The organism is Streptococcus mitis SK575 (assembly GCF_000257865.1).
GTDB classification, from domain to species: Bacteria; Bacillota; Bacilli; order Lactobacillales; family Streptococcaceae; genus Streptococcus; species Streptococcus mitis_CQ.
This window is the reverse complement of sequence record NZ_AICU01000084.1, coordinates 58,891-71,650: the sequence shown is the minus strand read 5'-3', so window position 1 is coordinate 71,650 and position 12,760 is coordinate 58,891. Positions and strand designations below refer to the sequence as shown.

Annotated in this window: 12 protein-coding genes; 8 read left to right on the top strand and 4 right to left on the bottom strand. The window is 40.7% G+C overall.

What is annotated here, in order from left to right; genetic code table 11:
• Positions 1–25: 25 nt before the first annotated feature.
• A complete protein-coding gene (locus tag HMPREF1048_RS11335) occupies positions 26–721 on the bottom strand; it encodes a VIT1/CCC1 transporter family protein (protein ID WP_000005267.1) in 696 nt (231 codons plus the stop codon).
• Between the two features lie 708 nt (positions 722–1,429).
• On the opposite strand from HMPREF1048_RS11335, the gene HMPREF1048_RS11330 reads away from it, so the two are divergent.
• The 8 genes from HMPREF1048_RS11330 to HMPREF1048_RS11295 all read left to right on the top strand — a co-directional run bounded on the left by HMPREF1048_RS11330 (position 1,430) and on the right by HMPREF1048_RS11295 (position 9,855).
• Positions 1,430–2,890: an aminotransferase class I/II-fold pyridoxal phosphate-dependent enzyme gene (locus tag HMPREF1048_RS11330; protein WP_000660992.1), complete on the top strand. Its 1,461-nt coding sequence runs from the start codon at positions 1,430–1,432 to the stop codon at positions 2,888–2,890.
• On the top strand, positions 2,891–3,751 hold the full coding sequence (gene speE / locus HMPREF1048_RS11325) for a polyamine aminopropyltransferase (protein WP_000366732.1): 861 nt from the start codon (positions 2,891–2,893) through the stop codon (positions 3,749–3,751).
• Entirely contained in the window at positions 3,748–5,007 is a 1,260-nt protein-coding gene (locus HMPREF1048_RS11320; RefSeq protein WP_000088757.1) for a saccharopine dehydrogenase family protein, read from the top strand. Before speE ends, HMPREF1048_RS11320 begins: the two co-directional genes overlap by 4 nt.
• On the top strand, positions 5,007–6,134 hold the full coding sequence (gene nspC, locus HMPREF1048_RS11315) for a carboxynorspermidine decarboxylase (RefSeq protein WP_000764372.1): 1,128 nt from the start codon (positions 5,007–5,009) through the stop codon (positions 6,132–6,134). The genes HMPREF1048_RS11320 and nspC overlap by 1 nt, the downstream gene beginning before the upstream one ends.
• Complete coding sequence (gene aguA, locus HMPREF1048_RS11310; protein ID WP_000969468.1) at positions 6,131–7,216, top strand: agmatine deiminase; 1,086 nt, start codon at positions 6,131–6,133, stop codon at positions 7,214–7,216. The genes nspC and aguA overlap by 4 nt, the downstream gene beginning before the upstream one ends.
• A gap of 9 nt (positions 7,217–7,225) precedes the next feature.
• Positions 7,226–8,101: an N-carbamoylputrescine amidase gene (aguB, locus tag HMPREF1048_RS11305; protein ID WP_001246716.1), complete on the top strand. Its 876-nt coding sequence runs from the start codon at positions 7,226–7,228 to the stop codon at positions 8,099–8,101.
• A gap of 177 nt (positions 8,102–8,278) precedes the next feature.
• On the top strand, positions 8,279–8,980 hold the full coding sequence (locus HMPREF1048_RS11300) for a response regulator transcription factor (RefSeq protein WP_000101118.1): 702 nt from the start codon (positions 8,279–8,281) through the stop codon (positions 8,978–8,980).
• Positions 8,977–9,855, top strand: a complete 879-nt coding sequence (locus HMPREF1048_RS11295; protein ID WP_000221845.1) for a sensor histidine kinase — start codon at positions 8,977–8,979, stop codon at positions 9,853–9,855. The genes HMPREF1048_RS11300 and HMPREF1048_RS11295 overlap by 4 nt, the downstream gene beginning before the upstream one ends.
• Positions 9,856–9,894: 39 nt before the next feature.
• Here HMPREF1048_RS11295 and HMPREF1048_RS11290 read toward each other — a convergent pair whose 3' ends face one another.
• The 3 genes from HMPREF1048_RS11290 to HMPREF1048_RS11280 form a co-directional block, all read right to left on the bottom strand.
• Positions 9,895–10,647, bottom strand: coding sequence for an ABC-2 family transporter permease (locus HMPREF1048_RS11290; RefSeq protein ID WP_000581964.1), 753 nt, complete (start codon positions 10,645–10,647; stop codon positions 9,895–9,897).
• A gap of 10 nt (positions 10,648–10,657) precedes the next feature.
• Positions 10,658–11,566 (bottom strand): ATP-binding cassette domain-containing protein, encoded by a 909-nt coding sequence (locus HMPREF1048_RS11285; protein WP_000859640.1) that lies wholly within the window; start codon positions 11,564–11,566, stop codon positions 10,658–10,660.
• Between the two features lie 141 nt (positions 11,567–11,707).
• A complete protein-coding gene (locus HMPREF1048_RS11280; protein ID WP_000593578.1) occupies positions 11,708–12,517 on the bottom strand; it encodes a Cof-type HAD-IIB family hydrolase in 810 nt (269 codons plus the stop codon).
• Between the last annotated feature and the right edge of the window lie 243 nt (positions 12,518–12,760).

The window sequence follows — 12,760 nt, the reverse complement described above, 5'->3', positions numbered from 1 at the left end:
TTCAAAATCGAGGTGTTTTTTTGTTCTAAATGCTGAAAAGTTGTCCGAGCAGGAAGGTAACTCCCATGGTCAAGAGACCAATAGCAAGGTTCCGAATCATAGCCGTTTGGGTTGGAGCCTTTCCAAGTTTGGCACTAGTGTAGCCAGTGAGAAGAAGGGCTACACCGACAATAAGGACAGTAGCAGGGATGCGATATTCACTTGGGAAAATGGTAATTGAAAGCATGGGTGGTAAGCTACCAAGGAAAAAAGAAATAAAGCTAGAGATAGCAGCATGCCAAGGATTGGTAAACTCTTCATACTCAATCCCATATTTTTCCTCTACCAAAGCCTTGAGCGGGTTTTTAAGAAAGGCCTTGTTGGTGAGAAGTTGGGCTGATGTTTCACACTCGCCATTTTGAATATAGGCAGCGTAGAGAGACTTTTTAGCTAGCTCCATATCTTGGTCTAGCAAGACTTGCTCACGCACAACGGCTGCTTCCTCGGTATCTTTTTGAGTTGAAACGGATACATATTCTCCACCAGCCATTGAAAAGGCACCTGCCAAAATAGCTGCAAATCCTGATAAAAAGATAATCCAGATATTACTGGTAGCACTGGCCACCCCGATAACCACACCAGCGATGGAAATAATTCCATCATTAGCACCAAGAACACCAGCACGCAGGATATTTAAACGACCTGCAAAATTTGAATCAATTTCGTGATTTGTTTCTGACATATTATTCTCCTTTTTATCCAGTATAAAGGAAAAATATAGGGAAATCAATCCTTTAAAAGTATCTGAAAAAAGTTGCACGATTTTAATGATATAAAAATGTCGACATCTTCTCTAATAGATCAAATACCGAAGGTAAAGAGTATAGAATAGCATAAAAAATTTTAAATTAAATACGATAAATATTTTGTTCACTTTATAATCGTTTACAAGAGAATAATTAGTATCAAATCAAATAAAATCCAAATATTTTGCGAACTTTTTTATATTTTTTTCGTAAACCGCTTTACAAGTTCTTAAAAACATGATATAGTAATAAAGCTTAGAAAATGAGATGATGTTTTCTAGCAAATATAAACCCGAGTAAAAAATGCCTACGGACAGGCAGGGTTGAATGCCGAAGCGTGGTTGAAAAACCACATTATTGATAGGGTTAAAAGCCTACTTTTATAAGTTGATGTTAGGACACTTGTCCTAATTCATAAATTTTTAGTGTGGTGAAAGCACACGTCATCTTGTGAAACGATCAATAAAGTACGTAATATTTGCTACTAGAGAGTTAGGAAACATCGGGAACAGACATACTCAACAGAAACAAACATAAAAACGTCAGAAGATTGCAGAGCAGGTGAAAACCTGCTCTTTTTTCATGAGTCAACCTTTAGTTCCTTAGTTTTCATAAGGTCCTAAAAATATGGAAAGGAGTATGTCTTGAAAGAGTTAGATCAAAACCAAGCCCCAATTTATGAGGCCTTGGTGAAGTTACGCAAGAAACGTATTGTTCCCTTTGATGTACCAGGTCACAAACGTGGACGGGGAAATCCAGAATTGGTGGAACTGTTAGGGGAAAAATGTGTTGGCATTGATGTCAATTCGATGAAACCCTTGGATAATCTTGGTCACCCCATTTCGATTATTCGGGATGCAGAGGAGCTGGCAGCTGATGCTTTTGGAGCAGCCCATGCCTTTCTCATGATTGGGGGAACAACTTCATCGGTGCAGACTATGATTCTTTCCACCTGCAAGGCAGGAGATAAGATTATTTTGCCACGAAATGTCCATAAATCTGCTATCAATGCTCTGGTTCTATGTGGTGCTATTCCCATCTATATCGAGATGAGTGTAGATCCTAAAATTGGTATCGCTTTAGGTCTTGAAAATGACCGAGTAGCCAAAGCCATAAAGGACCATCCAGATGCTAAGGCCATTTTGATTAACAATCCTACTTACTACGGAATCTGTTCAGACCTAAAGGGGGTGACAGAAATGGCTCATGAAGCTGGCATGATGGTTTTGGTAGATGAGGCCCACGGAGCGCATTTGCATTTTACAGATAAACTTCCAATTTCTGCCATGGATGCAGGGGCTGATATGGCGGCGGTATCTATGCATAAGTCTGGTGGAAGTTTGACCCAAAGTTCGCTTCTTTTAATCGGGGAGCAGATGAATTCTGAGTACGTTCGTCAGATTATCAACCTGACCCAGTCTACATCTGCCTCTTACTTGTTGATGGCTAGTTTGGATATTTCGCGTCGTAACTTGGCCCTACGCGGTAAAGAATCCTTTGAGAAGGTCATTGAGCTATCCGAGTATGCTCGTCGTGAAATCAATGCTATCGGTGGCTACTATGCTTACTCAAAAGAGTTAATAGACGGTGTTTCGGTTTGTGATTTTGATGTGACCAAGCTGTCAGTTTACACTCAGGGTATTGGCTTAACAGGTATCGAGGTTTATGACCTCTTACGAGACGAATACGACATTCAGATTGAGTTTGGTGATATTGGCAATATCTTGGCCTATATTTCGATTGGTGACCGCATCCAAGACATCGAGCGCTTGGTCGGTGCTTTGGCTGATATCAAGAGACTCTATTCACGAGATGGGAAGGACTTAATAGCTGGAGAATATATTCAGCCCGAGTTGGTATTATCCCCTCAGGAAGCCTTCTATTCAGAGAGAAAAAGTTTGACCTTGGATGAATCTGTTGGACAGGTCTGTGGAGAATTTGTCATGTGCTATCCTCCAGGGATTCCTATCTTGGCTCCTGGTGAACGCATTACTCGTGAAATTGTAGACTATATCCAATTTGCCAAGGAACGTGGTTGCTCCCTCCAAGGAACGGAAGATCCTGAGGTCAATCACATCAACGTCATTAAGAGAAAGGAGAACTAGATGGATTTATGGTTTTCTGAAGTTCATACTCCAGATGTGAAATTATCCCTGAGAACAGCCAAGCAACTCTACGCTGGAAAAAGTGAATGGCAGGATATCGAAGTCTTGGATACGCCAGCTTTTGGAAAGATTTTGATTTTAAACGGGCACGTCTTGTTCTCAGATGCGGATGACTTTGTCTACAACGAAATGACCGTCCACGTTCCCATGGCTGTCCACCCAAATCCAAAGAAAGTCTTGGTTATTGGGGGTGGCGACGGCGGTGTTGCTCAAGTTTTGACACTGTATCCAGAATTGGAACAAATCGATATCGTGGAACCGGATGAGATGCTAGTTGAAGTCTGTCGTGAGTATTTCCCAGACTTTTCTGCAGGGCTTGATGACCCTCGTGTTACCATTTACTACCAAAATGGGCTACGCTTTTTGCGAAACTGCGAAGATGACTATGATATTATCATCAACGATGCGACAGATCCATTTGGACATACGGAAGGGCTTTTTACCAAGGAATTTTACGGTAATAGCTATCGTGCTCTTAAAGAAGACGGTATCATGATTTACCAGCATGGTAGTCCTTTCTTTGACGAAGATGAGTCAGCTTGCCGAAGCATGCACCGCAAGGTCAATCAAGCCTTTCCAATCAGTCGGGTTTATCAGGCCCATATTCCAACTAGCCCAGCTGGCTATTGGTTGTTTGGATTTGCATCAAAAAAATACCACCCTGTCAAAGATTTTGACAAGGAAGGCTGGAAAAAACGCCAGCTTTTCACAGAATACTACACTGCAAACTTACATGTAGGAGCCTTTATGTTGCCCAAGTATGTTGAGGACATTTTAGAAGAAGAGGAAGGAAAAAAATGAGTCGTTTATTAGTTATTGGATGTGGGGGCGTTGCCCAAGTTGCTATTTCAAAGATTTGTCAAGATAGCGAAACTTTTACAGAAATTATGATTGCTAGCCGTACCAAGTCAAAATGTGATGACTTGAAGGCTAAATTAGAAGGCAAAACAAATACTAAGATTGAGACAGCTGCCCTTGACGCTGACAAGGTTGAAGAAGTGATTGCTTTGATTGAAAGCTACAAGCCAGAAGCTGTTTTGAACGTAGCTTTGCCTTATCAAGACTTGACCATCATGGATGCTTGTTTGGCAACAGGAGTCCACTATATCGATACCGCCAACTATGAGGCTGAGGATACAGAAGATCCTGAATGGCGTGCTATTTATGAGAAACGTTGCAAGGAACTTGGTTTTACAGCCTACTTTGACTACTCATGGCAATGGGCTTATCAGGAGAAATTCAAAAAAGCTGGCTTGACCGCTCTGCTTGGATCTGGTTTTGATCCAGGTGTGACTAGTGTCTTTTCAGCCTATGCCCTCAAACACTACTTTGATGAAATCCACTATATCGATATTTTAGACTGTAATGGTGGTGACCACGGTTATCCATTTGCGACCAACTTCAACCCAGAAATCAATCTCCGCGAGGTTTCTGCGCCAGGTTCTTACTGGGAAGATGGGAAATGGGTCGAAGTGGAAGCTATGTCAATCAAGCGCGAGTATGATTTTCCTCAGGTTGGGCAAAAAGACATGTATCTCCTTCATCATGAAGAAATTGAATCATTGGCGAAAAACATTCCAGGTGTCAAACGAATTCGTTTCTTTATGACTTTTGGCCAATCTTATCTAACTCACATGAAATGCTTGGAAAATGTTGGGCTCCTTCGTACGGATACCATTAACTTTAATGGACAAGACATCGTTCCGATTCAATTTTTAAAAGCGCTACTTCCAGATCCAGCCAGCCTTGGCCCACGTACTGTAGGTAAAACCAATATTGGATGTATCTTTACAGGTGTCAAAGACGGCGTTGAAAAGACCATCTACATCTACAATGTTTGTGACCATCAGGAATGTTATGCAGAAGTTGGTTCACAAGCCATTTCTTACACAACAGGTGTTCCAGCCATGATTGGGACAAAATTGGTTATGAACGGTACTTGGAATCAAGCTGGAGTGTATAACCTTGAGGAGTTGGATCCAGATCCATTCATGGAAGCTTTGAATGAGTATGGTTTGCCTTGGGTTGTGGTTGAAAATCCACAAATGGTGGACTGATGAAGTTAGAACAAGTACCAACACCAGCCTATGTTATTGACTTAGCAAAGTTAGAAGCCAACTGCCGCATCCTACAATATGTTCAAGAAGAAGCTGGTTGCAAGGTTTTGCTTGCCCAGAAGGCCTATTCCCTTTACAAAACCTATCCCTTGATTAGCCAGTATCTATCTGGTACAACTGCAAGTGGTCTCTACGAGGCTAAGTTAGCTAGAGAAGAGTTCTCGGGGGAAGTCCATGTTTTTGCGCCTGCTTTCAAGGATGCAGACTTGGAGGAATTGTTAGAGATAACGGACCATATCGTCTTTAACTCAGAAAGACAGTTGCGTAAACATGGGGCCTGGTGTCGGGATGCTGGTGTAAGTGTGGGTTTGCGACTTAACCCTCAGTGTTCAACTCAAGGAGATCACGCTCTCTATGATCCTTGTGCACCTGGTTCTCGTTTTGGCGTGACACTAGATAAAATTCCTAGTGATTTGCTGGATTTGGTTGACGGCCTTCATTTTCACACCCTTTGCGAGCAGGGAGCAGATGATTTACAAACAACTTTGAAAGCAGTAGAAGCGCAATTTGGACCGTATTTGCATCAGGTCAAATGGCTCAATATGGGTGGTGGTCATCACATCACAAGAGAAGGTTACGATGTGGATTTACTGATTTCAGAAATCAAGCGTATCCGAGAAACTTACAGTCTTGAAATCTATATCGAGCCGGGTGAAGCCATTGCACTCAATGCTGGTTATCTAGCAACTGAAGTATTGGATATTGTAGAAAACGGTATGGAAATCTTGGTTTTAGACGCCTCTGCGACCTGCCATATGCCTGATGTACTTGAGATGCCCTATCGTCCACCTTTGAGAAATGGCTTTGAGGCACAGGAAAAAGCCCATACATATAGACTTTCTTCCAATACTTGTCTGACAGGAGATGTGATCGGTGATTATAGCTTTGAAAATCCAGTTCAAATCGGAGACAGACTTTATTTTGAAGATATGGCTATTTACTCATTTGTCAAAAATAATACCTTTAATGGTATTGGATTGCCAAGTCTCTATCTCATGGACGAGCAGGGTGACTGTAGCTTAGTCAAAGCCTTCGGTTATCAAGATTTTAAAGGGAGATTATCATGATGGACAGTCCCAAAAAATTAGGTTATCGCATGCCAGCAGAGTACGAAGCACACCATGGTACCCTCATGATATGGCCGACTCGACCAGGATCGTGGCCTTTTCAAGGAAAAGCTGCTAAAGCAGCATTTAGCCAGATTATCAAAACTATTGCTCAAGGGGAAAGAGTCTATCTTTTGGTGGAGCAGGATTATCTATCTGAAGCCCAAGACTACCTTGGAGATAGCGTTGTTTATTTAGACATTCCCACCAATGATGCCTGGGCGCGTGATACAGGTCCGACTATTCTTGTCAATGATAAAGGCCAGAAATTAGCCATGGATTGGTCTTTCAATGCTTGGGGTGGTGCTGTTGATGGTCTTTATCAAGATTATGAAGATGATGACCAAGTAGCTAGTCGTTTTGCTGAGGCCTTGGAAATGCCTGTTTACGATGCCAAACCTTTTGTCCTTGAAGGCGGAGCGATACACAGCGATGGTCAAGGAACCATTCTCGTGACTGAAAGTTGCCTTCTCAGTCTTGGTCGCAATCCTCATCTTAGTAAGGAAGAAATCGAAAATACCTTATTAGAGTGCCTTGGAGCTGAAAAAGTTATCTGGCTTCCTTATGGTATTTATCAAGATGAAACCAATGAACACGTTGACAATGTTGCTGCCTTTGTTGGTCCTGCTGAGCTTGTTTTGGCTTGGACGGAAGACGAAACTGATCCTCAGTATGCCATGTCAGCAGCTGATTTAGCACTTTTAGAAAAGGAAACAGATGCAAAAGGTCGTCCCTTCACCATTCATAAACTTCCTATTCCAGCTATTCATCAGGTTGTAACCGAAGAGGATTTGCCAGGCTACATCTATGAAGAAGGAGAAGAAGAGCGATACGCAGGTGAACGACTAGCAGCTTCCTATGTCAATTTCTATATTGCTAACAAGGCAGTCTTGGTTCCCCAGTTTCAAGATAAAAACGACCAAGTAGCCTTAGATATTCTCAGTAAGTGTTTCCCAGATCGTAAAGTTGTCGGAATTCCAGCCAGAGATATTCTCTTAGGTGGTGGAAATATTCACTGTATCACCCAACAAATCCCAGAATAGGAGAAAAAGATGAGAAATGTAAAAGTTGCAGCAATTCAGATGCAATGTGACAAGGATGTGGCAACAAATATTCAAACAGCGGAGCGCTTAGTACGTCAGGCTGCAGAACAAGGCGCACAAATCATTCTCTTACCAGAGTTGTTTGAACGTCCCTATTTCTGTCAGGAACGTCAGTATGACTTCTACCAGCATGCCCAGTCGGTGACAGACAATACAGCCATTCAGCATTTTAAGGTGATTGCTAAAGAACTAAAAGTTGTTTTACCAATCAGTTTCTATGAAAAAGACGGCAATGTCTTGTACAACTCTATTGCCGTCATTGATGCAGATGGTGAAGTGCTGGGCGTTTATCGAAAGACCCACATACCAGACGACCATTATTATCAAGAAAAATTTTATTTCACACCTGGCAATACAGGTTTCAAGGTCTGGGATACTCGCTATGCCAAGATTGGGGTCGGTATCTGTTGGGATCAATGGTTCCCTGAAACAGCGCGCTGTCTTGCGTTAAATGGTGCTGAATTGCTCTTTTATCCAACAGCCATCGGTTCAGAGCCGATTTTGGATACAGATAGTTGTGGTCATTGGCAACGTACCATGCAAGGACACGCAGCAGCAAATATTGTCCCAGTCATTGCAGCCAATCGTTATGGATTAGAGGAAGTCACTCCAAGTGAGGAAAATGGTGGACAGAGTTCCAGTCTTGACTTCTACGGTTCATCCTTTATGACGGATGAAACAGGAGCTATTCTAGAGCAAGCTGAAAGACAAGATGAAGCTGTTCTATTAGCAACTTATGACCTAGACAAGGGAGCAAGTGAGCGCCTAAATTGGGGACTGTTTCGAGATAGAAGACCCGAAATGTATCAACGAATTACGGACTAGTAGGGGAGAAATGGGATATTCATTCTGCTAGACTAACTTCTTATTAGCAACAAAAAATACTATGTTATCTAACAAGTAGATTTTATATTTTAATCCTCTAAGGCTTTCTCGCGCTTTTATGCGAGGAGCTTTTTATCAATAAAACATGCTATAATAGTTGCAGAAAGGTTGGTATTTATGGCTAGGATATTGGTTATTGAAGACAATAGTGACATTCAAGAGATTTTGCGAACACTTCTTACTGAGGAGCATGAGGTGATTCAGGCCTTTTCTGGTACAGAAGGAATCATGCGTTTTGACCAAGGTGGGATTGACCTCGTTTTGCTAGATATCATGCTTCCTGGGAAAAATGGGGATCAGGTTTTAAAATCCATCAGGGAACAAAGTCAAATTCCAGTCATTATGCTAACAGCTTTGAGCGATAAGAAGTTAATTAGTCAATACCTCTTAGACGGTGCCAATGATTACATAGTGAAACCTTTTGATTTGGACGAAGTCTTTGCTAGAGTTACTGTTCAATTACGCCAAAGTGCAGAAAAACAGTCTGTGGAAATAGTAAAAACTGAAAATCTGCCACAAAACTTGAAAAATATCCAGTTTGATGCAGAAAGTTTTGAAATCAAAAATAGTCAGGAAACGATTCGTCTTGCTAAGAAAGAATGCTTGATTCTCCAAACTCTCCTTAAACACCCTAAGAAAATTTTTACCAAGGAAGAACTTTATGAATTGGTCTGGGAGGAGAGCTATCTACCTGGAGATAATACTCTCAATACGCATTTGAGTAATCTTCGTAAAAAATTAAATCAGCTTGACCCAAATCAAGAATATATTGAAACCATTTGGGGAGTTGGGGTAAGATTAAAAGGAGACAAGCAATGACCTACATGATAATTTTTGTCCTACTGGTACTTCTAATTATGTTATCGATTGCATTGATTCGCTACCATCTAGCACTTAAAAACTTGAGTCAACAGATTGAAGACAAGATTCTCACGGGTAGTATGAAAAGAGTTGGAGTCAGCATTTTTTCCAAACATTTTTTACATCTTTATCAGCAGATTGAGAATCTATTTCAGGAAGTAGAGCAATCTCGATTGGTTATGAAGAGGGAAAAGCAGACTCTGGATATGGCCATCAGCAATATCGCCCATGATATTCGGACCCCTCTGACCATCGCTTCAGGCTACACCCAACAATTGATAAAGTCTCCTGAAGACAAATCAGAAACCTTACAAAAAATAGCCCAGCATCTTGATTTAGTTTCCAAACGTTTGGAGGCTCTTCTAGAATATCGTCGTTTGATGGAAGGAGCTGTCAAACCGAAACTGGAAGAAGTGGATTTTTCAGCTTTTATTACCAAGAAGACTTTGGCTTATTATGATGTTTTTCAGGCGGCAAATATCACGCTTGATTTTAAGGTTGAAGCTGGTTTAACAACGAGGACTGATGAAGACTTGCTGGATCGAATTTTACAAAATTTGCTTGGGAATGTCCTCAAACATGGCAAGGAAGAAGCGCGTCTATCTTTGCGAAAGGAAAAGGAACAGCTTGTCTTAGAGGTTGCAAACCTTGTCAAACAGCCCATCAAAAGAATAGAAAATCTCAGCAACCGTTTTTATTCTGAAAATCTATCTGATACGGAAGAATCCTCTGGTTTAGGCCTTTATATCACTGAGGAATTATGCCATCTTCTCGGTGCAGAGATGAAGCTAGCCACTGATGGTGAATGGTTTTCGGTCTTTATTTATTTTTAACAGAAGAAACCTCCTCTGTAGGCTAGAGGAGGTCATTTTTTATAGACTTTTCTTTTTGAAAACTGCCAGTCCACTTAGATTAAAGATTACAATAACAGCTAAGGTAACTATAAGTGTATAGAAAATGGATTCACTATTAGCAGTCATAGCATAGGAAAAATGCAAGGACAAATATGGTAAAAATTTGATATTTGGAAAAATGATCATTGGCATAGAAAGGATGATAGAGCTAATCAGATAACCAATAAATACGGCAAGATAAGAATGAGTCAGGTAGAGAATAAAGGAAATAATCGAAAGCCAAGCGAGAAGGCAGAGAAATTGAAGGAAAATCATTAAGAGGAGATTAGTAACAAAACCATCAGGTATCGTACCAAGTCCGTTTAGTAGAGTTGAGGGAACAAAAGCAATCACAAGGCTGGCGATGAGTTGTAAGAGAGCGATACTTGCTAGAACAAAGGATTTAGCGAAGAAAAACTCTGTACGAGAAACGCCAACTGTCAAACTATTTTTATAAAGCTTGCCGATTAGATCGACCCCAAGAACTAAACATGTTAGAATAATGCAGAGAAAAACAAGGTTTGAATCATTGCTAGACGCATTGATCAGAGCTTGAATACCGTCCCAACCATGGGTTGGAATTTCTGGTTCTTCTGTCTGGATTGCCATCAGATGGCCTGTAGCCCCGATAGTGGCACCCATTAGCAAGAGGACAAAGAGAATGAATTCTGTAATCCAGAATCCTTTGGAGCGGAAAAGACGGTAAAAGTCTGCTTGAATGGTATGTATCATGATTTTCCTCCTATTGGACCAATTGAGTGAAGTATTCTTCTAGGTTTTGACGGGCATAGTAAATCTCGTCAATGGCAACATCTGCCAAGGTTAATTCCTTGAGAATCTGTTTGACATCTTGTTCCTGACCAAAGATGTGAATTTCATTTTCTGGATTAACAACCTTGAACTGGAGCTGGATTTGTTCTTTTAATACTTGACAAGCTTTCTCTTGGTCAGCTGTCTTAAGGACAATATAATCCTCACTTAGTGTCTCAAATTCAGCTTTGCTGATTTCACGGATAATCTTGCCTTGATCTAAAATACCAAAGCGATTTGCTACGAGATAGAGTTCTGACAAGATATGGCTAGAGATGAGAATGGTGATTCCTTTTTCTTGATTGAGGCGTTGAATCATGAGTCGAAATTCTTTGATACCGATTGGGTCGAGACCATTGATAGGTTCATCTAAGATCAGGAAGTCTGGTTTAGATAGGAGGGCAATGGCGATACCAAGTCTTTGTTTCATTCCTAGCGAGAAATCACGAAAGACTTTTTTACCTATATCTGCCAAACCTACATAGTCCAGCGTTTCTCGAATGACTTGATCAGCATTTGGAATATGGCGAATCATACAATAATATTTCAGATTTTGATAGGCTGTTAAGTGATTATGTGCTACGGGTGATTCGATCACTGAACCTACTCGAGATAGAGCCTTGGTCCACTCATTTTCCGAATGGCTAGAAAAGAGGGAAACAGTTCCTTTATCTGCAAACAGTAGTTGCGTAATGATTTTTATCAAGGTGGTTTTCCCAGCTCCGTTCTTCCCTATAAGTCCATAAATATCTCCCTCTCTTATCGTTAAATGAAGATCCTGAAGAATAGCTTGTTTGTCAAAGTTTTTGGACAATCCATGAATGTCGAGTACTGTTTTCATGATTCTCTCCTTTTGATTTATTTTGTTAACTTTAGTATAAAGCATAGAAATCAAAGAAAGCTCAAGGATTTCTAAAGAGTTTCTAAAGTTTTAGGAATTCTTAAATATCAAAACCCAGTTGATATGAACTGGGCTTCTTAATTATAAAATATATTTCTCAATGGCACGCGCAACGCCGTCTTCTTCGTTGCTGGCTGTAACGGAATCCGCAAGAGATTTGACATAATCGCTGGCATTTCCCATTGCAATGCCAAGTCCTGCAAACTGGAGCATTTCGATATCGTTATTAGCATCGCCCATAGCCATAATCTCTGAGGAATCAATCTTCAAAATATCTGCTAGTCGTGAAAGAGCAGTAGCCTTTGTCGTTCCAAGTGGCATGGCTTCATAAATAACAGGCTGCGAACGAACTCCACTAAATCGTTGGCAGAGTTCTGTAGCAAAACGCTCTTCAAAATCGTCTGTTTGCTCCTCTGTACCTAAAAACATACCTTGGAACATGCGATACTTGCCACTAGTCGCTTCCTCAAGAGAAATTTCAGTCAGGTCTGAAAATACTAGTTTAGCATCATTTTGAACGATTTGATTGGGCTTGCCACCGAGGACAAAATAATGCTCCTCATCAAAAAGAGTCAACTGAACATCACTTTTTTCAGCTAGGTCATAGAGGTATTCAATGTCAGATGGACTGAGTTCTTGCCAGTCAACTAGTCCCCAGTCACTGGTCTGGTGAGTTGAACAACCGTTGTTAACAATCACATACTCATTCTGGAGGTCAAGCCCCAGTTTTTTGTAGTAGGGGAGGACACCGAAAAGGGGGCGGCCCGTACAAAGTACCAGTTTGACACCTTTTTCAATGGCTTTGTGAATAGCAGTAATGTGAGCTTGTGGGATTTCCTTGGCTTCATTGAGGAGGGTTCCGTCCATATCCAAGGCTAGTAGTTTAATCATAAGTCTTCCTTCTTTATCTTTTGGTATTATTATAGCATATTTTGGAGAAGATAATGGTAAAAGGGTAGGGGGATTGATTTTACAGTTTAGGATGTTTGGAGAACGTTTATTAGAAAAGGTTACACGTTATTCAATTAAGTAAATAATTATATTTGGCAAGCTGGTCAAAAAAACAGAGGATTTAAGATGAATAACACATTTTTCATCTTAAATCCTCTGTTTTCCTTAATTTTTTACAAATCA

What these genes read in the sequence shown, in the direction of transcription:
- HMPREF1048_RS11335 (WP_000005267.1), bottom strand. Translation starts at nt 721, where the DNA reads ATGTCAGAAACAAATCACGAAATTGATTCAAATTTTGCAGGTCGTTTA.
- speE (WP_000366732.1), top strand. Translation starts at nt 2,891, where the DNA reads ATGGATTTATGGTTTTCTGAAGTTCATACTCCAGATGTGAAATTATCC.
- HMPREF1048_RS11320 (WP_000088757.1), top strand. Translation starts at nt 3,748, where the DNA reads ATGAGTCGTTTATTAGTTATTGGATGTGGGGGCGTTGCCCAAGTTGCT.
- nspC (WP_000764372.1), top strand. Translation starts at nt 5,007, where the DNA reads ATGAAGTTAGAACAAGTACCAACACCAGCCTATGTTATTGACTTAGCA.
- aguA (WP_000969468.1), top strand. Translation starts at nt 6,131, where the DNA reads ATGATGGACAGTCCCAAAAAATTAGGTTATCGCATGCCAGCAGAGTAC.
- aguB (WP_001246716.1), top strand. Translation starts at nt 7,226, where the DNA reads ATGAGAAATGTAAAAGTTGCAGCAATTCAGATGCAATGTGACAAGGAT.
- HMPREF1048_RS11300 (WP_000101118.1), top strand. Translation starts at nt 8,279, where the DNA reads ATGGCTAGGATATTGGTTATTGAAGACAATAGTGACATTCAAGAGATT.
- HMPREF1048_RS11295 (WP_000221845.1), top strand. Translation starts at nt 8,977, where the DNA reads ATGACCTACATGATAATTTTTGTCCTACTGGTACTTCTAATTATGTTA.
- HMPREF1048_RS11290 (WP_000581964.1), bottom strand. Translation starts at nt 10,647, where the DNA reads ATGATACATACCATTCAAGCAGACTTTTACCGTCTTTTCCGCTCCAAA.
- HMPREF1048_RS11285 (WP_000859640.1), bottom strand. Translation starts at nt 11,566, where the DNA reads ATGAAAACAGTACTCGACATTCATGGATTGTCCAAAAACTTTGACAAA.
- HMPREF1048_RS11280 (WP_000593578.1), bottom strand. Translation starts at nt 12,517, where the DNA reads ATGATTAAACTACTAGCCTTGGATATGGACGGAACCCTCCTCAATGAA.